This is a genomic window from Vibrio sp. CB1-5, assembly GCF_059412285.1.
Window position 1 is genome coordinate 1 of sequence record NZ_JBJHPB010000013.1, and the last position, 25,630, is coordinate 25,630.

Sequence of the window (25,630 nt, forward strand, 5' to 3'; positions counted from 1 at the left end):
ACGACCTTCGGGTTATGAGCCCGACGAGCTACCAAGCTGCTCCACCCCGCGTCCGTAGTCACCATTCAAAGCATGATGAGAGCTTATTAATTTGGAGCGACACACGAGGTTCGAACTCGTGACCTCAACCTTGGCAAGATTGCGCTCTACCAACTGAGCTAGTGTCGCATTGAACGTCTTTCGTCGTTCAGGGCTGCGAATTATAAGAGCATTTTTTTGTGATGCAAGTCCTTATCAATAAAAAAATGATCTTTTTTCCCGTTTGATGAAAAAGCACACAATTTTTCGATATTCTTCTCTCTATCGCAGCCCAAAGTCCTTGTTTTTAACAAGTATTCAACGATCAAATAGTGAAAATAGTTTCACGGTAGTACTTAAGTTCGGCAATCGACTCACGAATGTCATCCAAAGCTAGGTGTGTACCTTGTTTAGAAAAACCATCTAGAACTTCCGGTTTCCAGCGACGAGTCAGTTCTTTAATCGTACTCACATCGACGTAGCGATAGTGGAAGTATTCCTCAAGCTCAGGCATATGCTTGTAGAGGAAACGGCGATCCTGGCCAATACTGTTACCACAAATAGGCGACTTACCTTTCGGCACCCATTTCTCCAAAAACGTGATCGTCTCACGAATGGCGCTCTCTTCATCGTGTTCACTCGCTTGAACGCGTGCCACCAGCCCGCTTGCGGTATGAGTATTTGTGCACCAATCGTCCATTTTCGCGAGTTCGGTTTCTGGTTGATGGATGGCAATAACCGGTCCTTCAGCCAAGATATTCAATTCGCTATCGGTCACAATGCTCGCGATCTCGATGATTTTGTGTGTCTCAGGATCCAGTCCAGTCATCTCTAGATCGACCCAGATCAAATTGTCATCGCTGAAAGACATAACGCCCTCGTCTATTTGTTTTCTGTTAAAAGAGGTACTATACCGAAATTAAATTCAGTAACCAAAATGGTTTGATGCGATTCGCATCAATGAAATATCGTGGCGAAAAAGAAAAAACTGACCAAAGGTCAAGTGCGTCGTGTACGCAGCAACCAAAAGAAGAAACTGGCAAAAGAAGAAACCATCCAATGGGATGAGACCATGCTTGGCGGTGTTAAGCAGGGGCTAGTGATCACTCGATTCGGCCAGCATGCAGATATCGAGGACTTGGAAACCAAAGAAATCCACCGCTGTAACCTGCGCCGTGGTATTGAATCCTTGGTGTCTGGCGACCGCGTAAAATGGCGAATTGGTCTAGAGTCAATGCATGGCATATCCGGTGTTGTTGAAGTGGTAGAGCCCAGAACATCGATGCTAACGCGCCCTGATTATTACGACGGCCTAAAGCCTGTTGCCGCTAACGTGGATCAAATGGTGATTGTCTCTGCAGTTGTACCAGAGCTTTCGCTGAATATTATCGATCGCTACCTGATCGCCTCAGAAACACTGCAAATTGCGCCATTAGTCGTACTTAACAAGATCGACCTAATACCAGAAGAGGAGCGCGAAGCCTTCTATCAGCTACTCGATGTGTACAAAAACATCGGTTACAAGGTGCTTTTAGTCAGTAAAGAGTCGGGCGAAGGCATTGCAGAGCTAGAGTCCTACCTTAAAGATAAGATCAATATCTTCGTTGGACAGTCTGGCGTGGGTAAATCCAGCTTAGTGAACGCATTGATGCCAGAACTTGACGTAGAGGAAGGTGCTGTTTCTGAAAACTCAGGTTTGGGTCAACATACCACGACCGCTGCAAGACTGTATCACTTCCCATCGGGTGGCGATCTGATTGACTCGCCGGGAGTGCGTGAATTCGGCCTTTGGCACTTAGAGCCAAGCGAAGTCACGGAAGCGTTTGTTGAGTTCAAGCCCTACCTTGGCGGCTGTAAGTTCCGTGATTGCAAGCACTTAGACGACCCAGGCTGCATTCTGCGTGAAGCCGTGGAAGAAGGAAAAATTGATCAGGTTCGATTTGATAACTACCACCGCATTATCGAAAGCATGGGCGAAGGCAAAGCCAACCGTCAATACTCACGCAGCAAAAAAGCCGACCTGTAATTCTTAGAGCGTTTTGTCACTCTGAGAGAGTCGGACGGATTTAACAGTCTGTCCGTCTGCTTGTCACAATTTGCTGACATTTGAAGCGATTTCCATTAGTATCTCGCGCCCTGAAGTAATATCAATCAATTAACGTTGGAATTTTAGACAATGGATAAGATTAAAGTTGGACTGCAATACTGGATACCTCAACATGGCCTAACACGCCTAGTAGGTAAACTGGCATCAGCAAAAGCAGGCGGTCTGACAACAGCGATCATTCGTTGGTTTATCAAGCAATATAACGTCAACATGGACGAAGCGCTGCACAGCGACCCAAAACACTTCAAAACGTTTAACGAGTTTTTCGTTCGTGAGTTAAAGCCGGGTATGCGCCCTATCGCCGAGGGCGAGTCTGTTATCGCTCACCCAGCGGATGCGTGCGTCAGCCAATTTGGCCCTATCACTGACGGTAAGCTTATCCAAGCGAAAAACCATGACTACACCGCTCAAGAACTGCTAGGTGGCAGCCCAGAGCTTGCGGCCGAGTTTGCTGAAGGTGAATTTGCGACTTTGTACCTATCACCACGTGACTACCATCGTGTTCACATGCCATGTGATGGTACACTGCGCCAGATGATTTACGTACCGGGTGACCTATTCTCGGTAAACCCACTGACGGCTGAGAATGTTCCAAACCTATTCGCTCGTAACGAGCGTGTGGTTTGTATCTTCGATACCGAGTTTGGTCCGATGGCACAAGTGCTTGTAGGTGCAACCATTGTTGGTGCTATTGAGCTAGTATGGGCAGGTACCGTGACGCCACCGCGTGGTAACACTGTATACACTTGGGATTACCCTGCAGAAGGCGATAAGGCCATCATCCTTAAGAAGGGTGAAGAGATGGGTCGCTTTAAGCTAGGCTCAACGGTTATCAACCTGTTTGCTAAAGACAGCATTCGTTTTGATGACAGCATGGAAAACAATGCGTCAACGGTAATGGGTACGCCTTTCGCGCATGCCCTAGGCCTTGAAACTGAAGCTTCTGAGACTGAAACCGACTCGAATAGCTAATCAACTTAGCAAGCTTAATTATTGAGAACGGCGCAACGGCGCCGTTTTTTATTGCCTGTAGCACATCCACCAGCAGCATCACGTCATGATTACCGCCTCAATTCTTGACGCAAAACAAAACACGTTCCAAATCTTCCCTCGACTTTTCAAAACTTTAACGCCTGTCCAAGACCGAACGGCGTTTATATTTTAACCTATGCGGCAGTCTCACTTTTAACCCAGGTGCCGCCCCATGCCAAAAATGAATAGCGGGACACTAATCAGGCTGCTTATCTGCTTTTTAGTGCCCTTTGGCGTCTTGATGATGCCGATTGATTGGATACCCATCGACGATCTCACGCTGATCCAGCACCGTTTGTTGGCCATTTTCCTGCTCGCTGCCTTACTTTGGGTGCTGGAACCCGTACCAGTGTTTGCTACGTCGATATTGATTATTGCCCTTGAGCTGGTGATGATTTCAGACAAAGGGTTGCATCTGTTCCGTACGCCACCAGCAGGCCATGATATCGGTGAACTATTGGTGTATACCGACATCTTCAGCGCCTTTTCCTCGCCTATCATCATTCTATTTATGGGCGGGTTTGCATTGGCAATTGCCGCTTCTAAGTATGAGCTTGATAACAACTTAGCTCGAGTCCTGCTACGCCCTTTTGGCAACCAACCTCGCTTTATCATGCTTGGCCTGATGTTGATTACAGCTGTGTTCTCGATGTTTATGTCCAATACCGCCACCACAGTAATGATGCTGGCGCTGCTTGGCCCCATTGTGGCATCAGCACCAAAGGGAGACTTAGGTATTAAAGCCTTAGTGCTATGTATTCCTATCGCTGCCAATACGGGTGGTATCGCGACTCCTATTGGTACCCCACCCAATGCGATTGCTCTGCAATACCTAACCGGTGAGAACAGCATCGACTTTCTACAGTGGATGATGATGGGCCTACCGTTTGTGATTATTCAGCTCACCATCGCTTGGTTTCTGCTGCAAAAGCTCTTCCCTTCTTCAGAAGACAAAATGGTGCTCAAGCTTGAAGGGAAATTCCAGCGTAACTGGCGCGCTATGGTAGTGTATGCCACCTTCGCAGCAACTATCTTGTTATGGATGACCACCAAACTGCACGGCATGAACACCTATGTGGTCTCAATCATCCCACTGGCGGTGTTCACTCTAACCGGCATCATGGGTAAAGAAGAGCTCAAACTGATCAACTGGGATGTGTTGTGGCTGGTTGCCGGTGGTATTGCCATTGGTATCGGTCTTGATAAAACTGGGCTCGCTGAAGCACTGGCTCATGCCATTGACTACGAGTCTTTGTCTCCGGTCGCAGTCGTCATTACTCTGTCGATTGTCTGTTGGTTGATGGCCAACTTTATGTCCAATACCGCAACCGCTAACCTGCTCATGCCCATTGCCGCCGCTATTGGTGCCTCGATGGAGAGTTTGGCCGCCATAGGTGGCTTACAAGGCCTATTGGTTGTCGTCGCGTTCTCAGCCTCTCTCGGTATGATTCTGCCCGTCTCTACCCCGCCCAATTCATTGGCCTACTCTACTGGGCTTATTGAGAGCAAAGACATGGCAAAAACCGGTCTTATCATCGGTATTATTGGCCTAATAATCGTCTACGCGGCGATGCTGATCTTTACCTAGCCCCCGAAGTGGAATCCTCTTGCCAAGGTGAGAGGATTTCAATTGCACTTTCCAAGACCTCATAGTAAAACCTAGTTAAATCATCGAATAATCAATGGTGCTCGCATCGCAGCACTGAGCAAGGACTAGGGATAGCAATGGGATTTGAATGGCTGGCACTGATCGCTGCCTTTTTGTGGGCGGTTTCAAGCATTATCTCGGTGAAGCCAGCCAAACATTTGGGCTCATTTTCTTATAGTCGATGGCGAATGGGCTGCACCGCCTTAATGCTTTCATCAATGGCGGCCATCACGGGCGGCTGGGCAAGCGTTGAGTCCGTGCATATCACGCCAATGATGCTCTCGGGTTTAATCGGCATCTTTATCGGGGATACCGCACTGTTCGCATGCTTAAATCGAATGGGGCCAAGACAGGCAGGACTGCTATTCTCTTGTCACGCGGTATTCTCTGCCGTACTAGGCTATTTTCTTTTCTCAGAGACCATGTCACCCATCGAACTTCTAGGGTCTGCATTGGTTTTCTCTGGCGTTGCTACCGCCATTTTCTTTGGCCGTAGAGGCTCAAACAACAGTAAAACGAGTGAACTTGAAACCATCAAAGGTAATGTTTGGTTTGGGGTTAGTTTGGGGATCACCGCTGCACTGTGCCAGGCACTAGGCGGCATTATTGCTAAGCCAGTGATGCAAACCAGTATCGACCCTGTCGCGGCCTCTGCAATTCGTATGATCACCGCATTTGTTGCTCATAGCCTGTTCTTATTTACCGGCGCTAGACACGCGAAGAGCTTGAACCCGATTAACTGGTCCATTTTTTGTATTACCGCGCTCAATGGCTTTCTCGCCATGGCCGTCGGTATGACGTTGATTCTGTTTGCGCTGCAGACAGGCAATGTGGGCATGGTTGCGCTACTCTCATCAACCACGCCGATTATGGTATTGCCACTACTATGGATTTACACCAAGCAAAGACCCAATAAGTACGCCTGGCTTGGTGCCGCGTTGGCTGTCATCGGCACCAGTATTTTGGTGAGTTAGGCTCTAGGGAAAGTGAAAGCGACAACCTCATCGATATGAGTTGCGCCCAGCGCGAGCATAATGAGTCTGTCGATGCCCAACGCTACTCCAGCGCAAGCGGGCAAACCCGCTCTTAACGCCTCGATCAAATGATGATCAATCGGCTGAGGTGCAAGGCCCATCTGCAACCGCTTTTGATTGTCCTCTTCAAAGCGTGCTAATTGCTCTTCCGGGTTGTCCAGTTCATGAAACCCGTTCGCTAACTCAATGCCTTTGAAATAGACTTCAAAGCGATCAGCAACACGCTCATCTTCTGGATTCACTTTAGCAAGCGCGGCTTGTGAGGCTGGAAAATCGTAAACAAAGGCAGGCGCGTCTTTCCCAATTTGAGTCTCAACGCCCATGCTAAACAGCAACTGTAGTAGCGTATCGCGATCTTGCTCTTTATCAGCAATATCACTCAAACCTAGCGGTGCTGCAGCTTCTCGTAGCGAAGACATCTCTGCACTCAAAGGGCAAATGCCGAGGTGCGTGATAAACGCCTGCTGATAAGTCATACGTTCAGCATGACCGCAACCAAGTACCATCATCAGTAACTCGTCCATCTCATCCATCAACTGATGGTGATCAAACCCAACGCGATACCACTCAAGCATGGTGAACTCTGGGTTGTGATGGCGACCGCTCTCTTCATTACGAAATGCTTTGTTTATCTGATAGATAGACCCACTACCAGCCGCTAACAGTCGCTTCATATGAAATTCGGGACTGGTCATAAAATAAAGCTGGCGACCATCGGCATACCCAGGGCCGACAAATTCCGTCTTAAAGGTATGCAAATGCACATCGGTCACCGTGGCATGACTCATCGCCGGTGTGTCGACTTCCATTACCTCTCTTGTCATAAAGAAGCTGCGAATTGACTGAATCAGCTCGGCGCGCTTTTTGAGTAACGCCATAGATGCTGTGGGCTGCCACTGGTTGGTAATCATTATCAAACTCATTAGTTAATGTTATTAATTATTGTAAGTGCGGACTCAAAAGTTCTCAATCACAAGTGATATTAATCACACATCATAGAAATACTATGCCTCGTCATGCATTACCGGAGCAAAAACCTAACTCAGTCAATTTTTTTGCCACGCTGCTTATCTAAACTGATTGCCTTAATAAAAAAAGCTTTCAAGCCTTTAACTATAACTCGCGAGCAAAACTCGCTCTCACACACTGGAGGATAACTGTGAAAACAATTACCACAGATATCGCAGTCATCGGCGCAGGCGGCGCTGGTCTTCGTACTGCCATTGCAGCAGCAGAAGCTAACCCAGAAATGGAAGTAGCTCTGATCTCTAAAGTCTACCCTATGCGTTCACATACCGTGGCAGCTGAAGGTGGTTCTGCGGCTGTAATTAAGGATGAAGATAGCCTAGATAACCACTTCAACGATACCGTTGGCGGTGGTGACTGGCTTTGTGAACAGGATGTTGTTGAATATTTCGTTGAAAATGCCACACGTGAAATGATCCAGATGGAACAATGGGGTTGTCCATGGAGCCGTAAAGAAAACGGTGAAGTGAACGTCCGTCGTTTCGGTGGTATGAAGGTAGAACGCACATGGTTTGCGGCGGATAAAACCGGCTTCCATATGCTACATACTCTGTTCCAAACGTCGATGAAGTACGATCAAATCAAACGATTTGATGAGTACTTTGTGGTTGACCTACTTGTGGTTGAAGGCGAGGTTCAGGGCCTGATTGCTATTCATATGTCTGAAGGTGAGCTTGTCACTATCAAGGCAAAATCAGTTGTCTTAGCCACTGGCGGTGCGGGCCGTGTTTATCACTGTAATACTAACGGCGGCATCGTGACTGGCGACGGCATGGCGATGGCATATCGTCACGGCGTTCCACTGCGTGATATGGAGTTTGTTCAGTACCACCCAACAGGTCTGCCTGGTACCGGGATTCTAATGACCGAAGGTTGTCGTGGTGAAGGCGGTATCATCGTCAACAAGAACGGCTACCGTTACCTACAAGACTATGGCATGGGCCCTGAAACACCGGTTGGTGAGCCGAAAAACAAATACATGGAACTCGGTCCTCGTGACAAAGTTTCTCAAGCATTCTGGCATGAGCAGCAAAAAGGCAACACCATCAAGCACCCACTGGGCGATGTGGTTCACCTTGATCTTCGCCACCTTGGTGAAGAGTACCTGCAAGAACGTCTTCCATTTATCTGTGAGCTCGCAAAAGCGTACGTCAACGTTGACCCTGCAAAAGAGCCAATCCCAATTCGTCCAACCGTGCACTACACCATGGGTGGTATTGAAACCAACGGTACTTGTGAAACTCGTATCCAAGGTCTATTCGCTGTGGGTGAGTGTGCGTCGGTCGGCCTCCACGGTGCGAACCGTCTAGGTTCTAACTCGCTCGCTGAGTTTGTCGTCTTCGGCCGTGTTGCCGGTGAGCAAGCGGTTGAGCGCGCTAAAGCGTTCAAGGGCTGGGATGACAGCGCTATTGAAGAGCAAGTGAAGGCAGTAGAAGCACGCATTGCCGCACTAATGAATCAAGAGGGCGATGAAAACTGGGCAGAAATCCGCACTGAAATGGGTCACACCATGGAAGCGGGCTGTGGTATCTACCGCCAAGAAGATCTGATGCAAGCGACGCTTGAGAAGATTGCCGAGCTGAAACAGCGCTATAAGAAAATTAGTATCAAAGACAAAGGTAAAGTGTTCAACACTGACCTGCTGTACGCCATTGAAGTGGGTTACGGCCTAGAAGTCGCTGAAGCTATGGTTCACTCTGCAATCTTGCGTAAAGAGTCTCGTGGTGCACACCAACGTCTAGATGATGGTTGTACTGAGCGTGATGATGAGAACTACCTAAAACACTCGCTAGCCTTCTTTAACGAAGACAATGCACCAAGTATTGACTATAGCAACGTTACCATCACTAAGTCGCAGCCTAAGGCACGTCTATACGGTGAAGCGGCTGAAAAAGCGGCAGCAGAAGAAGCGGCGAAGCAAGCCAACAAAGATCAAAATGCGGAGGAGCAAGCATAATGTCAGCAAACCGTATTCAGAAAGTGGAAATCCTGCGCTACGACCCAGAGAAAGACGTAGAACCGTATTTCCAAACCTTTGAAGTACCGTTCGATGAGACCATGTCTGTACTCGATGCGATTGGTTACATCAAAGACCACCTAGACAAAGACCTATCTTATCGTTGGTCTTGCCGCATGGCGATTTGTGGCTCTTGCGGCATCATGGTCAACGGCGTGCCAAAATTGGCATGTAAGAGCTTCCTCCGTGATCACCAAAATGGTCTAAAGATTGAGCCACTTGCGAACTTCCCAATCGAGAAAGACTTGATTGTAGACATGACGCCGTTTATCGAGCGCCTAGAAGCCATCAAGCCATACATCATTGGTAACGATCGCAAGCCAGAAGATGGCACCAACATCCAAACACCTGAGCAAATGGCGAAGTACAAGCAGTTTGCTGGTTGTATCAACTGTGGTCTTTGCTACGCGGCATGTCCTCAGTTCGGTCTTAACCCTGAATTCATCGGTCCTGCTGCACTGACACTGGCGCATCGTTATAACCTCGACAGCCGTGATAATGGTGCGGCTGAACGTATGAAGATGATCAACGGCGAGAACGGTGCTTGGGGTTGTACGTTTGTAGGCTACTGCTCTGAAGTGTGTCCGAAGAACGTTGACCCAGCAGCAGCGGTAAACCAAGGCAAAGTGGCGTCTTCACAAGACTTCGTTATTGCCATGCTAAAACCACAGGAGGCATAAGATGAGCAACAGAAAACCTTATGTTCGTGAAATGAAGCGAACTTGGTGGAAAGATCACCCATTTTACCGCTTCTACATGCTGCGTGAAGCAACGGTACTGCCTCTGATCCTATTCACACTCTTCCTGACATTTGGTCTAGGTTCGCTAGTGAAAGGTCCAGAAGCTTGGCAAGGCTGGCTGGACTTTATGGCTAACCCAATTGTTATCGCGATCAACATCGTAGCGCTTGCGGGAAGCCTATTCCACGCTCAAACCTTCTTCAGCATGATGCCACAAGTTATGCCAATCAAACTGAAAGGCAAGCCAGTCGAGAAGAAGACCATTGTCCTAGCACAGTGGGCGGCGGTTGCAGCTATTTCACTAGTTGTTCTCATCATTGTATAAGGAGTGAATCGTGATTAATCAAAACCCAAAACGCTCTGACGAACCCGTATGGTGGGGACTGTTTGGTGCCGGTGGAACATGGTTTGCCATGATCACCCCTGTCACTGTACTTGTGCTGGGCATCCTAGTGCCAATGGGCATTATCAGCCCAGAGGCGATGAGCTATGAGCGAGTGGCAGAATTCGCGACTAGCATCATCGGCGCGCTATTTATTATCGCTACCCTAGCACTGCCAATGTGGCATGCAATGCACCGCCTACACCACGGCATGCATGACCTCAAATTCCATGCAGGTGTGGTTGGTAAGATTGTTTGCTACTTCTTCGCAGCGCTAATCAGTGCACTGTCGGTTATCTTCATTTTTATGATCTAATCGCTTTTAGTGACACGAAGACTAAAAAGGTCGCCATTTGGCGACCTTTCAAATTCTTCACTTTAAGCTGATTACTTAACGCGACCTACGTATTCCGCAGTACGAGTATCAACTTTGATCACTTCACCAATCTGGATAAATAGCGGTACACGTACCACAGCGCCAGTTGTTAGTGTTGCAGGCTTACCACCAGTACCTTGTGTATCACCTTTCAGACCTGGATCCGTTTCTGTTACTTCTAGCTCAACAAAGTTAGGCGGAGTTACAGTAATTGGGTTACCATTCCAAAGAGTAATCATACAAGTGTTGTTTTCTACCAACCATTTCGCGTTATCGCCAACCGCTTTAACGTCTGCAGCGATCTGTTCGAATGTTTCGCTGTTCATAAAGTGGTAGAATTCACCATCTGTGTATAGGTAATCTAGGTCGATATCCATCACGTCAGCAACTTCAACAGTTTCGCCAGACTTGAAGGTTTTCTCTAGAACTTTACCAGACAGTAGCTTACGAATTTTAACGCGGTTGAACGCTTGACCTTTACCTGGCTTCACGTATTCATTTTCTAGAATTACGCAAGGCTCGTTGTCCAGCATTAGTTTAAGACCGCCTTTAAATTCATTGGTGCTAACAGTAGCCATTGTATCCTCTTAGTGTTCTTCGAGTTAAATTTAATGTCGCCTATCATAACCCGAAATCTTGTTTCTGTTGAGCAAAACTGGCTCAAACAGCTATCGAATGCGATCTCAGACCCTTACAAACTGCTTGAGCAGTTAGAAATTGAGGCGACCCCCTGGGAAAACGGACTTAAGGCAAGACGTTTGTTTCCCATGCGTGTTCCTCAAAGCTTTGTCGATCGTATGGAAAAAGGCAACCCGTACGATCCTTTGCTAAGACAGGTGCTACCTCTTAGCCAAGAATTTGAAGTCCACGATGGCTACTCCGAAGATCCACTCGAAGAGCAAGATAACGCGGTACCTGGCCTACTACACAAATACCACAATCGTGCTTTGATGATTGTAAAAGGTGGCTGTGCAGTGAACTGTCGCTACTGCTTTCGCCGCCATTTTCCGTACGACGAGAACAAAGGTAGCAAAGGCAACTGGCAATTGGCGCTCGACTACATCGCTGACAAACCGGAAATTGATGAGCTCATCTTATCTGGCGGCGATCCATTGATGGCCAAAGATAGTGAACTTAGTTGGCTAATTGAACGTGCTGAACAGATCCCACATCTTAAAACGCTTCGAATTCATTCTCGCCTTCCGGTCGTGATACCGGCGCGAATTACGGAGCAGCTTTGCCTCTTGCTAGCAAACACTCGTCTCAATACTGTGCTGGTCACTCATATCAACCATGCCAACGAGATAGATAATGAGCTCAAGCTAGCGATGACGCGTATTAAAGCTAGCGGTACGACACTTCTCAATCAAGGCGTACTGCTCAAAGGAGTCAACGATAGCGTGGAGGCTCAGTTCGAGCTTAGCCACGCGCTGTTTGGCGCAGGAATTCTGCCGTATTACCTGCATGTACTCGATAAAGTGCAAGGTGCAGCGCATTTCTACATCAGTGATGAACAAGCGAAAGCAATCATCCAAGGTCTGATTGCTCGTGTCTCAGGGTACCTTGTGCCTAAGCTCACGCGAGAAGAAGGCGGCAAGGCGAGCAAAACGCCACTTGATTTGCATCTCGAGTAATTTTTTCCGTCTCGACAAAATGATTTTGTTCGATCAGGCGGTCTTTTAGTCAGATACTGCGCTTTTTAGGAGGCAATGTGGAACTGACACAACTACTCGATATGGGACCATTCTCATGGCAAGCTTTGGGAGCCTGTGTTCTCAACGGTGCCCTGGTAGGTCTTGAACGACAAACTCGTGGTAAGCCAGTAGGCATTCGCACCGCTATCTTAATCGTCTCTGGTACTTACCTGTTTATGTCCATGGCAGTATCGCTCTCCCCTAACACGCTAGATCAAGCGCGTGTACTCGGTCAAATCATTACTGGAGTGGGCTTTTTGGGCGCAGGGGTGATGATGACTCAAGATGGTAAAATCCATGGGGTAACGTCTGCAGCGGTGATCTGGGTGTTGGCCGGTCTCGGCATGATGATAGGGCTGGGACATCACAAAGAATCAGTGATCCTAACGGTGTTGGCGCTAACGGTACTACTTGGCGTCGATAAGATTGAAAGCAGTTTTAAGAGCTTACGACGTGGCGTTCACCAAACTATGCAGAATCGCAACCGAATGAGAAAGTAAAAAGCCCTGCTTGTGCAGGGCTTTATCGATTTTTAGCACTCTAAACTAGAGTCAAAATTACTTCGCAAAGTTGATGATTGGGAAGCACTTAAGGAAGCCGTTGTCTGCACAGTTGATCAGACCAATCTGTACACCATCGATAGTGTTAGTCTTGTTGAAAAGACCAAACTGGAAGTTAGACTTGTTTGAGAAGCTCGCAATACCAATGTCTGCCATTGTGTAGCCTTCAGAGTAGTTCACCGCACTCCAGTTGAGACCTTTCACATCGTTAGTCACGTTCACTGCCGCAAGGTTCACACCCGTCGTTTTACCTGTGTTCCAGTTGAAGATACCTAGAGAAGCACCTTTCATTTCTTGAGTCACTTTAGAAGCACCAAAGAACAGACCGAAGTTCACACCCGTTGTACGCTGAGTTTCAGACATCCCTAGTAGAGAGAAATCCACACCTTTCACTTCGTTCACTTGACCGTGAAGAACCGCTAGACGTACGCCACCTACTGCATTTGCATCAGGTGCGTTGAAACCGTTTAGTGATGAGAACATCACTGGAGTGCTTTCAGCAAGCGCCAATGGTGATGCCATTGCTGCTGCCACTGCTAGTACTGCTACTGCTTTTTTCATAATAGTCTCCACTGACTTTTTTTGTTATCAACTGATAATTGTAGGTGATGCTAGTGACGCTGACCATATGTTTTATCAGGATTTTGTCATATCCTGCAACACTCTCACGAAGTATTGGTTAATTATGAAGCAAGCACAAAAAAGCCGAAGGTTTCCCTTCGGCTTTGTCAGAATCCACTGATGGATTACATCATACCAGGCATGCCACCCATACCGCCCATATCAGGCATTGCAGGCGCGTCTTTCTGAGGTGCGTCGGTCACCATCGCTTCTGTTGTGATCATCAAACCTGCAACCGATGCTGCGAACTGAAGTGCAGAGCGAGTTACTTTAGTTGGATCTAGAATACCCATAGCGATCATGTCGCCGTACTCACCTGTTGCTGCGTTGTAGCCGTAGCTGCCTTCGCCCGCTTTCACGTTGTTAGCAACGACAGACTCTTCGTCACCTGCGTTTGCAGTGATTTGACGAATTGGTGCTTCCATTGCGCGAAGTGCAACGCGGATACCCACATTTTGCTCTTCGTTCGAACCTTCAAGACCCGCCACTTTCGACGCTGCGCGGATTAGTGCAACACCACCGCCCGCTACTACGCCTTCTTCAACCGCTGCGCGAGTTGCGTGTAGTGCATCTTCAACGCGGTCTTTCTTCTCTTTCATTTCAACTTCAGTTGCTGCGCCAACTTTGATTACCGCAACACCGCCAGCTAGCTTAGCTACGCGCTCTTGAAGTTTCTCTTTATCGTAATCAGACGTCGCGTCTTCGATTTGTTGACGAATTTGAGCAACACGGCCTTGAATCATCGCTTCTTCACCCACGCCATCGATGATAGTCGTGTTTTCTTTAGTGATAGAAACGCGCTTCGCTTGACCTAGGTCTTCTAGCGTTACTTTTTCAAGGTCTAGGCCCACTTCTTCAGAGATCACAGTACCCGCAGTTAGGACAGCGATATCTTGAAGCATAGACTTACGACGGTCACCGAAACCAGGCGCTTTAACAGCAGCCACTTTCACGATGCCGCGCATGTTGTTCACAACTAGCGTTGCTAGTGCTTCACCTTCTACGTCTTCTGCAATGATAAGCAGTGGACGAGACGCTTTAGCAACCGCTTCTAGAGTAGGAAGTAGCTCACGGATGTTCGATACTTTCTTGTCGATAAGTAGGATGAATGGGCTTTCTAGATCAACAGAACCCGCTTCTTGGTTGTTGATGAAGTAAGGCGATAGGTAACCGCGGTCAAACTGCATACCTTCAACCACGTCTAACTCGTCTTGTAGAGCCTGACCTTCTTCAACCGTGATAACACCGTCACGGCCTACTTTTTCCATCGCTTCAGCAATGATGTTACCTACGCTCTCATCAGAGTTTGCAGAGATAGTACCAACCTGAGCGATAGCTTTAGTGTCTTCACAAGGAACAGACAGCGCTTTTAGCTCTTCAACTGCAGCGATAACAGCTTTGTCGATGCCGCGCTTAAGATCCATTGGGTTCATGCCAGCAGCAACCGCTTTTAGGCCTTCGTTTACGATAGCTTGCGCTAGAACTGTTGCTGTTGTTGTACCGTCACCAGCAGCATCATTCGCTTGAGATGCTACTTCTTTAACCATTTGTGCGCCCATGTTTTGGAACTTGTCTTCAAGTTCGATTTCGCGCGCCACAGATACACCATCTTTAGTGATAGTTGGTGCACCGAAAGATTTGTCTAGAACTACGTTACGGCCTTTAGGACCTAGTGTTACTTTTACTGCATCCGCTAGAACATTTACACCTTCTAGCATTTTAACTCGTGCGTCGTTACCAAACTTAACGTCTTTAGCAGCCATTGTTATTTCCTTATCTAAATTCAGTGGATAGCTTGTTTAGAGTAAAAAATTACTCAACGTCTACTTAATTATTCAACGATAGCCATGATGTCGTTTTCAGACATGATCAGAACTTCTTTACCGTCGATCTTTTCTGTCTTAGTGCCGTAGCCTTCAGCAAAGATCACCGTATCACCTACTTTCACGTCTAGCGGCTGTACAGTGCCGTTTTCTAGGATGCGGCCTTTGCCCACAGCCAAAACTGTACCACGTGTTGATTTTTCTGCCGCAGAACCAGTTAAAACGATGCCACCAGCAGATTTAGATTCAACTTCTTGGCGCTCAACGATAACTCGGTCGTGTAGAGGACGGATATTCATCGGTCGATTCTCCTGATTATTTTCCATTTAGCTTATTAGGTTGCCTTCAAGGCCTTGTGTTGAATATGTTGGGGGCATTTCTGGCGATCCCAAGGGGAAGATGCCAAAAAATTGTGACAAAAATAACGAAATTTAAGATTGGGTTGCGAAAGCTGAGCTGCTGCGAGTCGGTTGTCGCACCAACTAGCGAATTCCTGTATTCTAAGCGCCTGTTCACCCAGCTTAGAATGCCATGCAAGACAAACACGGCCTGCTGTCCGCGCCGATATCCACTGTGCTTCGAAATATGACCGTGCCTATGGTCTTTGGCATGGTGGCAATACTGGCATTCAACCTTGTCGACACCTTCTTTATTTCGCTCCTTGGTACTGAGGCCCTCGCTGCCATCAGTTTTACTTTCCCTGTGACCTTTGGTGTTAACTGCATCACCATGGGTATTGGTATGGGATTGTCCACCAATATCGGACGCTTGCTTGGTCAGGGCAATACACAGCACGCGGCGCGTTTCTCAACACATGGCTTGTTACTTGCCGTGGTTTTGGTCATGTTGGCTTCCATCTTAGGTCTTTACACCATTGAACCACTATTCAAACTACTGGGTGCCAGCGACGACATTATCCCGCAGATCCGAGAGTACATGGTGATTTGGTACTTCACTGTGCCACTGTTGGTGATACCTATGGCAGGCAACAGTGCCATTCGAGCCACCGGCGATACCAAAACGCCAGCTAAGATCATGATGCTGTCTGGCTTTATTAATGGCCTGCTCGACCCATTGCTGATTTTTGGTATCGGTCCGTTTCCTGAGCTCGGCATTCAAGGTGCAGCGATTGCGAGTGGTATCGCTTGGCTAGGTGCGCTAACTGGTTCGCTGTATGTACTCACCAAACGAGAAAAGCTGCTCGGCCAGCTCAAACCTTCTCAGCTATGGCAAGATTGGATTGCTATCCTACGTATTGGCACACCTTCAGGGCTTTCCACCGCCATGTCTCCCATCTCTGGGGCCATCTTAATGAAGATGCTCTCAGTGCACGGTACCGCCGCCGTAGCCGCCTATGGTGCAGCGCAACGTGTAGAATCGATTTTGATCTTAGTGTTGATTTCTTTAAGCTCAGCATTAACGCCATTTATGTCGCAAAACTTCGGTGCCAAGCAGCCAGAGCGCAGCTTTGCTGGGCTATTCCTCAGCATGCGATTTTCGCTGCTGTTTCAATTGCTGGTCTTTGTGATGATGGTACCGCTCAGCATCCCTATTTCAGCGCTATTCTCTCAAGAGCAAGCAGTTCGAGACATCCTTTGGCACTATCTTCTCGTGGTGCCTTTTAGCTATGGTTTTCAAGGTATTATCATGATGTTAGGCAGTGGCATGAATGCGTTACATGAGCCTAGCAAAGCGTTTATTTGGAGTGCGATGAGGCTGTTTGTGTTTACTCTGCCTGCTGCGGCATTGGGAAGCTTGTGGTTTAGTGTGGAAGGGATGTTTATTGGCGTAGCTCTGGGTAATGTCATCGGCGGTGTTCTCGCCTACCTGTATGCACTGTCGGTCAGACGCAAGCACCTTCCTACTGCGACAAGATAAACCACAAAATAGACGCAAAAGAAAAGCCAAGGCACTGCCTTGGCTTTTTAGTATTCGTTGGACGCTTGTCTAACCGTATAAGCGCTAGATACCATCACCGCCCATAAAGGTCTGTGACTTGCCATTAAACTGCTGGTCCATATCCAGCGATGGCATATCGGTTTTCGGCTTACCTACGATTTTCGCGGGCACGCCCGCTGCCGTGGTATGCGGAGGCACAGGCTGGAGCACCACAGAACAAGAACCAATCTTGGCACCTTTACCCACTTCGATATTACCGAGGATCTTAGCACCCGCACCAATCATAACGCCTTCACGGATCTTCGGATGTCGGTCGCCGCACTCTTTACCGGTACCGCCAAGTGTTACGTTCTGTAGGATAGAGACATCATTCTCCACTACAGCCGTTTCACCAATTACGATGCCTGTCGCATGGTCGAGCATGATGCCTTTACCGATGCGAGCCGCCGGGTGAATATCCACCTGACATGCGACTGAAATTTGGTTTTGCAGGTACGTTGCCAACGCATTACGGCCTTGCGACCAAAGCCAGTTGGCAACACGATACCCTTGCAGAGCGTGATAGCCCTTTAAGTACAGTAATGGCATTGAATACAGAGAGACCGCAGGATCTCGATTCACCGTAGCACAAATGTCACACGCTGCAGCATCGGTAATGGTCGGGTCAGCGTTAAACGCTTGCTCCACCACTTCACGCACTGCCATAGCAGGCATAGAGGCCGTCTTTAGCTTATTGGCAAGGATATAGCTCAGCGCTGCACCAAAGCTTTCGTGGTTAATAATGGTGGCATGATAGAAGCTCGCCAGCATCGGCTCTTGTTCAGCCTGCTCACGGGCTTCTCTGACAATGCACTCCCAGACATTTTGTTTTTCACAGTGTTTCATTTTGGATCCTACGATGGATAGTCATTTATCCGTCAAGCGATTATTGCTGCTCGGCTTTCTTGTCCCTTGCAAGGAGGTCTTGCGCGGCTAAACGCGCATCTTTCCCTTGATACAATACTTGATAGATTTGGTCAACAATTGGCATCTCCACACCCATGCGCTGCGACAGTAGCCACACCTCTTTGGTGTTGCGATAGCCCTCTACCACCTGACCGATTTCAGTTTGCGCCGTATCGACATCTTTACCTTCACCCAAAGCAAGGCCAAAACGGCGGTTACGCGATTGGTTGTCAGTACAAGTCAGTACCAAATCACCCAACCCCGCCATACCCATAAAGGTATCTTGCTTCGCACCTAGTGCTGCGCCAAGACGGGTCATTTCCGCAAGGCCACGAGTGATCAGAGCCGTACGGGCATTGGCACCAAAGCCGATGCCATCAGACATACCAGCGCCAATGGCGATAACATTCTTCACTGCACCACCAAGCTGCATGCCAGTAAAGTCATCGTTGGCATACACACGGAAGGTTTTGCTGCAGTGGATCTTCTCTTGTAGATCCGCCACAAACTGCGCATCTGGAGAGGCAACGGCAATCGCTGTTGGCAGACCAGCCGCCAGCTCTTTAGCAAACGTTGGACCGGACAATACCGCTAGCGGATACTCTTCACCAATAATGTCGTGAGCGACATCTTTAAGCAGACGACCCGTTTCAGGTTCTAATCCTTTGGTTGCCCAGCAAATACGGCTGTCATCTCGCAAGTGTGGTTTGACACTGTTCAGAACGATACCAAATACATGGCTTGGTACCACGACCAGCAAATCTCGGCTGGCTTGTACCGCTTTGTTGAGGTCGGATTCAACAATTAGAGACTCCGGAAAATCAATGCCCGGTAGGAACTCGTGGTTAGCACGATCCCCTTCTAGCTTCGCCATGTGCTCTGGTTCGTGTCCCCAAATCACGACATTCGCGCCGTTTCTCGCAAGCGAAATCGCCAAAGAAGTACCGTAAGAGCCTGCGCCCAATACAGTCATTGCGATTTCTTTTCCATATGCGTTATTCATAACACCACCCAATTTGTCGGTATGATTGTGTTTCGTTGTTATACCCAAGTGACCCTAACAGTGTAGCCACTCAAGACGACTTGGGTATAAGTTACTGTATGCCAATAAAAAATGCACATCGCGATGCGCTGTGCATTTTCAAAACATCCACTCTTTCTCGCAGAATCACTCTGCAAGCGAGATTAAGCTTCCGCTTGACCTTCTTGCTGAGCTTGCTGCTGTAGGTAGTTCATGAACAATGCGTCAAAGTTAACTGGCGCTAGGTTCAGTTGTGGGAACGTACCTTTCATCGTTAGGCTTGAGATAGTTTCACGAGCGTACGGGAATAGGATGTTCGGGCAGAATGCACCTAGGCAGTGTGCAAGTTGGCCCGCTTCCATTTGCTCAGCAGTGAAGATACCACCTTGTTGTACTTCACATAGGAATGCAGTCTCTTCTGCGTTTTTCACAGTCACTGTCAGGCGAAGAACAACTTCGTATACGCCTTGACCTAGTTCACGGCTTTGAGTGTCAAGATCTAGCTTAACATCTGGGTTCCAATCTTTCTGGAACATATCTGGCGAGTTTGGCGCCTCAAATGATACGTCTTTTAGAAAGATGCGTTGGATTGAGAAGTTCTGTTGTGCTTCTTGTGGAGCTGCTTCAGCCATGATGATTTCCTTAAATACGTCTAAATTTGTCAAAACGTTAATGAGTTTTCTTGCAGACTAGCCGAGCCGATGTTTGATGACTAGGCGAGCCTTGAATTCCGTGGCATTTATCACATCCCTTAGTCATAACTGCCGCGAAATTACTCAAAATTCGGTGTTACTTCTTGCCTTTGATCAGCGGAAGGTTTGCTTCGCTCCAAGCCACTAGACCATTTTTCAGCAAGTAAACTTTTTCAAACCCTGCTTTTGCAAGCAAGTTCGCGCTCTCTTGCGCCGTTTGACCAGTCTTACATACCACAATGATTGGGTCTGATTTGTGGTTTTCAAGGCTACCGAAAGAACCCGCTTTGATATCAGATGGCAAAACGTGAAGTGCGTCAGTAATATGACCACGCTTGAATTCGTCTTTTGAACGAATGTCTACCACGATGCCGTTCTCGCGGTTCATCATGTGAGTCACTTGTGCTGCAGACACTTCTTTGTATGCGGCATTCGCTGATTTAAAGATGTTAGCGATCAGAGCAACAAATAGTGCAACCCACACTAGCGCCATGATCATGTTCTGTTGGAAAAATTCTAAATACTCTTGCATCACTTGTGCTCTTAGATAGTTGAACATTAAATCAGTCGAGGAGTATAGCGGCTTAGCCTCGCCGTGGCGAGAGGGGAAAATGTTTCGAGCAGAGAATTGAGATCCTTCTCCTCGCCTTGTTTCACGACAACATGCCCAACGCTATCACAGAGATAGAAAAAACCGATTAGTCAAAGCGACTGAACAAGGCGTATTAATAGAGATAAAGCCGAGGAATCTAGCGAAAATAGCGTCTATGATTACCTCACACGGAGCATAAATAGACGAATTTGCTAAATAAAACTGTAACCCAGCAACGGTAATCACAAACATTATTTGATCTGCCACTACAGTTATGGGTAAAAAGTGTAGTAAAATTACGCTAATTTGTTTTCTGTAAAGTTACTATCGATTTGACGAGGTTATAAGTATGTCAGCTAAGAAGCCAATGGCTCTAGTGATTCTTGACGGTTGGGGTTACCGTGAAGACAACGCAAGCAACGCAATCAACAACGCAAAAACTCCAGTAATGGATGGCTTGTGGGCAAACAACCCACGTACCCTTATTTCGGCTTCTGGTATGGACGTAGGTCTACCAGACGGTCAAATGGGTAACTCAGAAGTAGGTCACACCAACATCGGCGCTGGTCGTGTGGTATATCAAGACCTAACTCGCATCACTAAATCAATCGCTGACGGTGAGTTCGCTCAGAACGAAGCGCTTGTTGCTGCTATCGACAAAGCTGTTGCTGCAGGTAAAGCGGTTCACCTAATGGGTCTTATGTCTCCAGGTGGTGTTCACTCTCACGAGGACCACATCTACGCAGCTGTGAAAATGGCAGCAGAGCGTGGCGCTGAGAAAATCTACCTACACTGCTTCCTTGACGGCCGTGATACACCGCCTCGCAGCGCTGAAGGTTCACTAAAGCGTTTCGACGAGCTATTTGCTGAGCTTGGCAAAGGCCGCGTAGCGTCTCTAATCGGTCGTTACTACGCAATGGATCGTGATAACAACTGGGATCGCGTACAAGTTGCTTACGACCTACTGACTCAAGGCAAAGCTGAGTTCACTTACGACAATGCAGTAGCAGGTCTTGAAGCAGCATACGCTCGTGAAGAGAACGATGAGTTCGTTAAAGCAACGGCTATTAAAGCAGAAGGTCAAGAAGACGCAGCGATCCAAGATGGTGACGCCGTTATCTTCATGAACTACCGTGCTGACCGTGCACGTCAAATCACTCGTACGTTCGTACCTGAGTTTGATGGCTTTGAGCGCGCAGTATTCCCAGCAATCGACTTCGTCATGCTAACGCAATATGCAGCTGACATCCCACTATCGATCGCTTTCCCACCAGCATCTCTTGAGAACACATACGGTGAGTGGCTATCTAAAGAAGGTAAAACTCAGCTACGTATCTCTGAAACAGAGAAATACGCACACGTCACTTTCTTCTTCAACGGTGGTGTTGAGAACGAATTTGACGGCGAAGAGCGTCAGCTCGTTGCTTCTCCAAAGGTAGCAACTTACGACCTACAGCCAGAAATGAGCTCTGAAGAGCTAACTGAGAAGATGGTTGCGGCTATCAAGTCTGGTAAGTATGACACTATCATCTGTAACTATCCAAACGCAGACATGGTTGGTCACACAGGTGTTTACGAAGCAGCTGAGCAAGCTATCGAAGCTCTTGATGCAAGCGTTGGCCAAGTGGTTGAAGCGATCAAAGAGGTTGGCGGTCAAATGCTAATCACGGCTGACCACGGTAACGCAGAGATGATGGTAGACCCAGTGACTGGCGGTACGCACACAGCTCACACTAACCTACCAGTACCTCTAATCTACATCGGTGACAAAGCGGTTGAGTTCAAAGAAGGCGGTAAACTGTCTGACTTAGCGCCAACGATGCTTGCAATGACTGACATGGAAATCCCAGCAGAAATGACTGGTGAGATTCTTGTTAAGTAATCACTCTTGCTGAGATGATTCAAACGCCGATGCCTTTGCATCGGCGTTTTTGTTTATAACTTTTTTATTTTGCGCTTTTTTTGCGTGAAAAGTGCCATGTATGGATATAATGGCAACATCGCCTGAAGGCACACATTTGGGTCTGTCTTAGTGAACTATCAATCAGTTATGGTTACTATGTCCCAGTATATTGAGCAAACTCTGTCGCTGCGTTTAGTGGAATTAGGATGAAACCAAACAAATTTAGGCTTTTTACCTCTCATACATCAGTACTGCCCCGCTTGTCGGCACTGGTGATGTGTTTAGGGCTGGCGCTGCCTAGCGCGCATAGTTTTGCCAACCAAAATGAACTCACTGGCGTTAAAAGTGAAATTAATCGACAACAAAAGTCGCTCTCTGCGCAGCAAAAAGAGCTCGATAACCTGCAAAAGTCGCTGCGTGAGCAAGAGATTGGCATTTCTAATGTCGAGAAAGAGATAAAAGCCACAACGCAAGCGCTCACTCAAGCCAACAAAAACCTCGATGGCTTCCATAAACAAGTGGAAGCGCTGACCAAGCAGAAAAAGCAGCAGCAAGAGATCCTGGCTCAACTAGTACAAACTTATTACGTCACCAAGCAGAATAATTCCGCCTCTGGCGTGCTGAGCACAGACCCAGATCAAGACCGTATTAGTCAGTATTATCAGTACCTCGCTAAAGCGCGTGCGCAAACTTTAGAAGAGCTTGCGGACACTGAGCTAAAGCTAGCCGAAAGCGAGCGAGCCCTCGAGCTTGAGCGCAATCAGATTGCCCAATTACTTGAGCAGCAGAAAGCGAAGCGCGATGCGCTGGCGAAAAATCGCAGCAGTCGACAAAGCACGGTGTCGAAGATCCGCCGCAGTATTTCCAGTGATAAAAACTATCTCGCCGAACTGCAACGCAACGAAACTCGCCTTAAAGCGGAAATCGCCAAAGCAGCTAAGCGCAATCAAGTTCCGATGGATGGCCTTGGTCGTCAGAAAGGACGTTTGCCGTGGCCAGTTAAAGGCAAAGTGCTGCACAACTTCGGCACCAAGCAAACGGGACAAGTCAATTGGAAGGGAATGGTCATTGCAGCCAACTATGGCACATCGGTGAAATCCGTTTATTCCGGCACTGTGGTGTTTGCTGATTATCTCCGTGGCTACGGACTAGTCGTATTGCTTGACCATGGTAAAGGCGACATGACCCTGTACGGCTACAACCAAACTCTACTGAAAAAAGAAGGCGATAAAGTCGCGGCCGGCGAAACCATTGCCCTAGCCGGAGATACTGGTGGTCAAGACACCTCGTCACTCTACTTTGAGATCCGCCGCAACAGTAAAGTGCAAAACCCAAAAAGCTGGCTAAAACGCTAATCGCATACCGCTACTCATGATGAGTAGCGCGCCTTTGTCACTTCAATAAGCCTGGCTAGCTCGCTCTCTGGCAAACCGTTGATTCCGCCTGCTGCTTCTCGCCCGCCACCGGTCGTAAACTGACTGCAGATCTCGCCCGCCCCTTGCTTATTGTTCAGTGGGGCTCTAACCGAGACGGTATAGCAAGCTTCATCATGAGCTTCTGATCTCGGCACCAAAGAGATATGCGCTTGATCAGGGGATTCATTAGCAAGTCGGTTAATCCAAGTACCCGACATTCGTCTCGCAGCAGCACTATCTGGAAGTAACACCACTTTCAGTCGCGTGGACTCATGACGAACCTGCGCCGCACTCAACGCTTTCTCATCTTGTTCAAATGCCGCTTTCAGCAAGTGATAAGGCGAGTTGGGATCACTTAAACAGTCAAAAGGATCATGGTAGGCCAAAAGCTTCTGATAAAGGCCAACTGGGTCAAAATGTAAATCTTCTAAGCTCTCACCATAGCCATTGTAATTAACCAAGGTGCCCAGCTCTTTAAGTGCCTCGCGCTGCTCGCGGCTAAGCCCTAGGTCAGAGGCCAAGCTCTCAGCGCTCGCGAGCATATTGTCACCATACGCGGCCGCAATGGCCCAAAGCCTGAACTGCCCTTGCAACAGTTGGTCGACAATCAGCGCAGTACAGGTGTTGGCATCGAGGTCGATATGGGCATCAAGATGAGGACTATCCGGAATCGCTGAGGCTTTGTGGTGATCGATATAGGTAATAGGGACATGATGTTCCAAAAGCTTATCAAGCGCTGCTTGGTTCTTATCCATGGAGATATCCAGCACCGTCACTGAGCTCGCTTGCTCAACAGGTACACGCTGAAGTAAGGCAATATCACGCTTGATGCCCGAGATGAGTATCGCAGATTTGGGCTGCGCTAAACGCAATTGCAGTAGGGCTAATATGCCATCGGCATCGCCATTAAATACGTCATAATGCACAGTCACACTCATCCTTTCCTCGTCCCTGAAACCACAAACCCTACTAATAAAGTAGGGTTTGTAACAATACGAATTGGCTATATATCATGCCGTTAACGAGATTAACTAGTGGTCGAGCCCATCATACGCACGCCGTCTTCAAGAAGCGTTAACTGCTCCTTACCTCTTGAGGTTGCCAGTGGTTTCACCACATGGATCATCTGCAGCATGCCTTGCTGAATGACTTCTTCCGTAATCTTGGTACGTGGTGACATCGCCGACTGATAGCTTAGCCAACCGACCGCCATCATGTGCAATGTCGTCACTAAAGACTTCAGCTCTTTCTCATTTAGCGTCAGTAACTCCAACTCAACAAAAGCACGTAAGATATTAATCAGATTACCTTGTAGGCGCTCTTGTACTTCAATGTACTCTTCGTGCAGCTTTGGGTCGCGCTGGAGAATTTCCGGCAAATTAGCGTAGAAGAAACGGTACTTCCACATCAGCGTAAAAATGGAGTCTAGGTAATGCTTTAGTAGCGCCAAGCTCTCTTGCTGACCTTGTACCGGAGTAAATCGCTCAATAAGCTCTTGCGAATAGAGGGCAAAAATCTCACGAACGATCTCTTGTTTGTTTCGGAAATGATAGTAGAGATTGCCTGGGCTGATCTCAATGTGCGCCGCAATATGGTTGGTTGTCACGTTGCGCTCGCCATCTGAATTGAACAAGTCGAGGGCGGCGTAGACGATTTTGTCACGTGTTTTCATTCTAACTTTTCCTTTCCCTAGTTAGACTTAGTATACGTCTTGAACTAGTACACGAAAAGTTAATAGATTGTGAGATTCACTGGTTAGACCAACGGACACAAAAAAAGCACTCAATTTGAGTGCTTTTCAGTCATGCATATTGGCTAAGTAGACAATTACTCTACTTCGTCCATTTTACCTAGTAGGTTGCGAATGCGCTCTTGCCATTGGCTGTGCTCACGTTGCATCTGCTCAGACTTTTGCTCAAGTTCTTCACGGCTGCTGCGTAGTTCTTCAGCTTGCGATGCAAGTTGTGCTTTCTCTTCTTTCAATTCCTCAACTTCCATCTGAAGAAGAGCGATTGTGTCCACTGCAGTTTGAATTTTTGCTTCTAGTTGTTCCAGTACTTCAAAAGACATCTCGGCCTACCCTTG

Annotated in this window: 26 protein-coding genes and 1 tRNA gene; 13 read left to right on the top strand and 14 right to left on the bottom strand. The window is 47.8% G+C overall.

Features of this window, described 5'->3' with window-relative positions:
* Positions 1–92: 92 nt before the first annotated feature.
* Positions 93–168, bottom strand: a tRNA-Gly gene (locus ACJB0T_RS10995).
* A 175-nt stretch (positions 169–343) separates the two neighbouring features.
* A complete protein-coding gene (gene orn, locus ACJB0T_RS11000) occupies positions 344–889 on the bottom strand; it encodes an oligoribonuclease (RefSeq protein WP_479288596.1) in 546 nt (181 codons plus the stop codon).
* A gap of 99 nt (positions 890–988) precedes the next feature.
* Here orn and rsgA point away from each other — a divergent pair, with 99 nt between their 5' ends.
* The 4 genes from rsgA (at position 989) to ACJB0T_RS11020 (ending at position 5,779) form a co-directional block, all read left to right on the top strand.
* On the top strand, positions 989–2,044 hold the full coding sequence (gene rsgA / locus ACJB0T_RS11005) for a small ribosomal subunit biogenesis GTPase RsgA (protein WP_479288594.1): 1,056 nt from the start codon (positions 989–991) through the stop codon (positions 2,042–2,044).
* Positions 2,045–2,194: 150 nt separating this feature from the next.
* Positions 2,195–3,097, top strand: a complete 903-nt coding sequence (asd, locus tag ACJB0T_RS11010) for an archaetidylserine decarboxylase (RefSeq protein ID WP_479288593.1) — start codon at positions 2,195–2,197, stop codon at positions 3,095–3,097.
* Positions 3,098–3,329: 232 nt separating this feature from the next.
* A complete protein-coding gene (locus ACJB0T_RS11015) occupies positions 3,330–4,745 on the top strand; it encodes an SLC13 family permease (RefSeq protein ID WP_479288591.1) in 1,416 nt (471 codons plus the stop codon).
* Positions 4,746–4,882: 137 nt separating this feature from the next.
* Complete coding sequence (locus ACJB0T_RS11020; RefSeq protein ID WP_479288589.1) at positions 4,883–5,779, top strand: DMT family transporter; 897 nt, start codon at positions 4,883–4,885, stop codon at positions 5,777–5,779.
* On the opposite strand, the gene epmA is transcribed toward ACJB0T_RS11020, so the two are convergent.
* Positions 5,776–6,750, bottom strand: coding sequence for an elongation factor P--(R)-beta-lysine ligase (gene epmA / locus ACJB0T_RS11025; protein ID WP_479288587.1), 975 nt, complete (start codon positions 6,748–6,750; stop codon positions 5,776–5,778). The genes ACJB0T_RS11020 and epmA overlap by 4 nt on opposite strands.
* Before the next feature lie 248 nt (positions 6,751–6,998).
* On the opposite strand from epmA, the gene frdA reads away from it, so the two are divergent.
* Genes frdA through frdD form a run of 4 tightly spaced genes read left to right on the top strand, consistent with a single transcriptional unit; the run spans position 6,999 to position 10,320 of the window.
* On the top strand, positions 6,999–8,822 hold the full coding sequence (frdA, locus tag ACJB0T_RS11030) for a fumarate reductase (quinol) flavoprotein subunit (RefSeq protein WP_479288585.1): 1,824 nt from the start codon (positions 6,999–7,001) through the stop codon (positions 8,820–8,822).
* Complete coding sequence (locus ACJB0T_RS11035; protein ID WP_479288583.1) at positions 8,822–9,562, top strand: succinate dehydrogenase/fumarate reductase iron-sulfur subunit; 741 nt, start codon at positions 8,822–8,824, stop codon at positions 9,560–9,562. Before frdA ends, ACJB0T_RS11035 begins: the two co-directional genes overlap by 1 nt.
* A 1-nt stretch (position 9,563) precedes the next feature.
* Positions 9,564–9,947 carry a fumarate reductase subunit FrdC gene (gene frdC / locus ACJB0T_RS11040; protein WP_479288581.1) on the top strand — a complete coding sequence of 128 codons (384 nt, stop codon included), beginning with the start codon at positions 9,564–9,566 and terminating at the stop codon, positions 9,945–9,947.
* Positions 9,948–9,957: 10 nt separating this feature from the next.
* Positions 9,958–10,320, top strand: coding sequence for a fumarate reductase subunit FrdD (gene frdD / locus ACJB0T_RS11045; RefSeq protein ID WP_479288579.1), 363 nt, complete (start codon positions 9,958–9,960; stop codon positions 10,318–10,320).
* Positions 10,321–10,391: 71 nt separating this feature from the next.
* On the opposite strand, the gene efp is transcribed toward frdD, so the two are convergent.
* On the bottom strand, positions 10,392–10,958 hold the full coding sequence (efp, locus tag ACJB0T_RS11050; protein WP_042478865.1) for an elongation factor P: 567 nt from the start codon (positions 10,956–10,958) through the stop codon (positions 10,392–10,394).
* Positions 10,959–10,991: 33 nt separating this feature from the next.
* Here efp and epmB point away from each other — a divergent pair, with 33 nt between their 5' ends.
* Both epmB and ACJB0T_RS11060 read left to right on the top strand, forming a co-directional pair.
* The gene (epmB, locus tag ACJB0T_RS11055; protein ID WP_479288578.1) at positions 10,992–12,014 is read left to right on the top strand and encodes an EF-P beta-lysylation protein EpmB; all 1,023 of its coding nucleotides are present in this window, start codon (positions 10,992–10,994) and stop codon (positions 12,012–12,014) included.
* Between the two features lie 101 nt (positions 12,015–12,115).
* Positions 12,116–12,574: an MgtC/SapB family protein gene (locus ACJB0T_RS11060; RefSeq protein ID WP_042478882.1), complete on the top strand. Its 459-nt coding sequence runs from the start codon at positions 12,116–12,118 to the stop codon at positions 12,572–12,574.
* Between the two features lie 57 nt (positions 12,575–12,631).
* Here the strand turns inward: ACJB0T_RS11060 and ACJB0T_RS11065 are convergent, their stop codons facing one another.
* The 3 genes from ACJB0T_RS11065 to ACJB0T_RS11075 all read right to left on the bottom strand — a co-directional run bounded on the left by ACJB0T_RS11065 (position 12,632) and on the right by ACJB0T_RS11075 (position 15,377).
* On the bottom strand, positions 12,632–13,195 hold the full coding sequence (locus tag ACJB0T_RS11065) for a VC2662 family protein (RefSeq protein WP_479288576.1): 564 nt from the start codon (positions 13,193–13,195) through the stop codon (positions 12,632–12,634).
* A gap of 185 nt (positions 13,196–13,380) precedes the next feature.
* Entirely contained in the window at positions 13,381–15,018 is a 1,638-nt protein-coding gene (groL, locus tag ACJB0T_RS11070; protein WP_479288575.1) for a chaperonin GroEL, read from the bottom strand.
* 68 nt (positions 15,019–15,086) lie between these two features.
* Positions 15,087–15,377, bottom strand: coding sequence for a co-chaperone GroES (locus ACJB0T_RS11075; protein WP_031493033.1), 291 nt, complete (start codon positions 15,375–15,377; stop codon positions 15,087–15,089).
* Positions 15,378–15,609: 232 nt separating this feature from the next.
* Between ACJB0T_RS11075 and ACJB0T_RS11080 the strand changes: the two genes are divergently transcribed.
* Positions 15,610–16,956 carry an MATE family efflux transporter gene (locus ACJB0T_RS11080; protein WP_479288573.1) on the top strand — a complete coding sequence of 449 codons (1,347 nt, stop codon included), beginning with the start codon at positions 15,610–15,612 and terminating at the stop codon, positions 16,954–16,956.
* An 84-nt stretch (positions 16,957–17,040) separates the two neighbouring features.
* Here the strand turns inward: ACJB0T_RS11080 and cysE are convergent, their stop codons facing one another.
* The 4 genes from cysE to ACJB0T_RS11100 form a co-directional block, all read right to left on the bottom strand.
* Positions 17,041–17,862: a serine O-acetyltransferase gene (cysE, locus tag ACJB0T_RS11085; RefSeq protein ID WP_112462392.1), complete on the bottom strand. Its 822-nt coding sequence runs from the start codon at positions 17,860–17,862 to the stop codon at positions 17,041–17,043.
* 40 nt (positions 17,863–17,902) lie between these two features.
* Positions 17,903–18,925, bottom strand: coding sequence for an NAD(P)H-dependent glycerol-3-phosphate dehydrogenase (gene gpsA, locus ACJB0T_RS11090; RefSeq protein WP_479288572.1), 1,023 nt, complete (start codon positions 18,923–18,925; stop codon positions 17,903–17,905).
* Between the two features lie 182 nt (positions 18,926–19,107).
* Positions 19,108–19,575: a protein-export chaperone SecB gene (gene secB / locus ACJB0T_RS11095; RefSeq protein WP_042478856.1), complete on the bottom strand. Its 468-nt coding sequence runs from the start codon at positions 19,573–19,575 to the stop codon at positions 19,108–19,110.
* A gap of 157 nt (positions 19,576–19,732) precedes the next feature.
* Complete coding sequence (locus ACJB0T_RS11100; protein ID WP_042502229.1) at positions 19,733–20,167, bottom strand: rhodanese-like domain-containing protein; 435 nt, start codon at positions 20,165–20,167, stop codon at positions 19,733–19,735.
* 409 nt (positions 20,168–20,576) lie between these two features.
* On the opposite strand from ACJB0T_RS11100, the gene gpmM reads away from it, so the two are divergent.
* Together gpmM and ACJB0T_RS11110 are read left to right on the top strand one after the other, a co-directional pair.
* A complete protein-coding gene (gene gpmM, locus ACJB0T_RS11105) occupies positions 20,577–22,109 on the top strand; it encodes a 2,3-bisphosphoglycerate-independent phosphoglycerate mutase (RefSeq protein WP_479288570.1) in 1,533 nt (510 codons plus the stop codon).
* Positions 22,110–22,336: 227 nt separating this feature from the next.
* Positions 22,337–23,485, top strand: a complete 1,149-nt coding sequence (locus ACJB0T_RS11110) for a murein hydrolase activator EnvC family protein (RefSeq protein ID WP_479288568.1) — start codon at positions 22,337–22,339, stop codon at positions 23,483–23,485.
* Positions 23,486–23,499: 14 nt separating this feature from the next.
* On the opposite strand, the gene ACJB0T_RS11115 is transcribed toward ACJB0T_RS11110, so the two are convergent.
* The 3 genes from ACJB0T_RS11115 to zapB all read right to left on the bottom strand — a co-directional run bounded on the left by ACJB0T_RS11115 (position 23,500) and on the right by zapB (position 25,615).
* Positions 23,500–24,471, bottom strand: a complete 972-nt coding sequence (locus ACJB0T_RS11115; RefSeq protein WP_479292164.1) for a DHH family phosphoesterase — start codon at positions 24,469–24,471, stop codon at positions 23,500–23,502.
* 101 nt (positions 24,472–24,572) lie between these two features.
* Entirely contained in the window at positions 24,573–25,217 is a 645-nt protein-coding gene (locus ACJB0T_RS11120) for a TetR/AcrR family transcriptional regulator (RefSeq protein WP_446649087.1), read from the bottom strand.
* A gap of 155 nt (positions 25,218–25,372) precedes the next feature.
* Positions 25,373–25,615, bottom strand: a complete 243-nt coding sequence (gene zapB / locus ACJB0T_RS11125; protein WP_042502227.1) for a cell division protein ZapB — start codon at positions 25,613–25,615, stop codon at positions 25,373–25,375.
* Positions 25,616–25,630: the final 15 nt, after the last annotated feature.

Bases quoted from the DNA above. Each gene is read 5' to 3' on its own strand.
- orn (WP_479288596.1), bottom strand. From the start codon at position 889: ATGTCTTTCAGCGATGACAATTTGATCTGGGTCGATCTAGAGATGACT.
- asd (WP_479288593.1), top strand. From the start codon at position 2,195: ATGGATAAGATTAAAGTTGGACTGCAATACTGGATACCTCAACATGGC.
- ACJB0T_RS11015 (WP_479288591.1), top strand. From the start codon at position 3,330: ATGCCAAAAATGAATAGCGGGACACTAATCAGGCTGCTTATCTGCTTT.
- ACJB0T_RS11020 (WP_479288589.1), top strand. From the start codon at position 4,883: ATGGGATTTGAATGGCTGGCACTGATCGCTGCCTTTTTGTGGGCGGTT.
- epmA (WP_479288587.1), bottom strand. From the start codon at position 6,750: ATGATTACCAACCAGTGGCAGCCCACAGCATCTATGGCGTTACTCAAA.
- ACJB0T_RS11035 (WP_479288583.1), top strand. From the start codon at position 8,822: ATGTCAGCAAACCGTATTCAGAAAGTGGAAATCCTGCGCTACGACCCA.
- frdC (WP_479288581.1), top strand. From the start codon at position 9,564: ATGAGCAACAGAAAACCTTATGTTCGTGAAATGAAGCGAACTTGGTGG.
- efp (WP_042478865.1), bottom strand. From the start codon at position 10,958: ATGGCTACTGTTAGCACCAATGAATTTAAAGGCGGTCTTAAACTAATG.
- epmB (WP_479288578.1), top strand. From the start codon at position 10,992: ATGTCGCCTATCATAACCCGAAATCTTGTTTCTGTTGAGCAAAACTGG.
- ACJB0T_RS11060 (WP_042478882.1), top strand. From the start codon at position 12,116: ATGGGACCATTCTCATGGCAAGCTTTGGGAGCCTGTGTTCTCAACGGT.
- ACJB0T_RS11065 (WP_479288576.1), bottom strand. From the start codon at position 13,195: ATGAAAAAAGCAGTAGCAGTACTAGCAGTGGCAGCAGCAATGGCATCA.
- groL (WP_479288575.1), bottom strand. From the start codon at position 15,018: ATGGCTGCTAAAGACGTTAAGTTTGGTAACGACGCACGAGTTAAAATG.
- ACJB0T_RS11075 (WP_031493033.1), bottom strand. From the start codon at position 15,377: ATGAATATCCGTCCTCTACACGACCGAGTTATCGTTGAGCGCCAAGAA.
- ACJB0T_RS11080 (WP_479288573.1), top strand. From the start codon at position 15,610: ATGCAAGACAAACACGGCCTGCTGTCCGCGCCGATATCCACTGTGCTT.
- cysE (WP_112462392.1), bottom strand. From the start codon at position 17,862: ATGAAACACTGTGAAAAACAAAATGTCTGGGAGTGCATTGTCAGAGAA.
- gpsA (WP_479288572.1), bottom strand. From the start codon at position 18,925: ATGAATAACGCATATGGAAAAGAAATCGCAATGACTGTATTGGGCGCA.
- secB (WP_042478856.1), bottom strand. From the start codon at position 19,575: ATGGCTGAAGCAGCTCCACAAGAAGCACAACAGAACTTCTCAATCCAA.
- ACJB0T_RS11100 (WP_042502229.1), bottom strand. From the start codon at position 20,167: ATGCAAGAGTATTTAGAATTTTTCCAACAGAACATGATCATGGCGCTA.
- gpmM (WP_479288570.1), top strand. From the start codon at position 20,577: ATGTCAGCTAAGAAGCCAATGGCTCTAGTGATTCTTGACGGTTGGGGT.
- ACJB0T_RS11110 (WP_479288568.1), top strand. From the start codon at position 22,337: ATGAAACCAAACAAATTTAGGCTTTTTACCTCTCATACATCAGTACTG.
- ACJB0T_RS11120 (WP_446649087.1), bottom strand. From the start codon at position 25,217: ATGAAAACACGTGACAAAATCGTCTACGCCGCCCTCGACTTGTTCAAT.
- zapB (WP_042502227.1), bottom strand. From the start codon at position 25,615: ATGTCTTTTGAAGTACTGGAACAACTAGAAGCAAAAATTCAAACTGCA.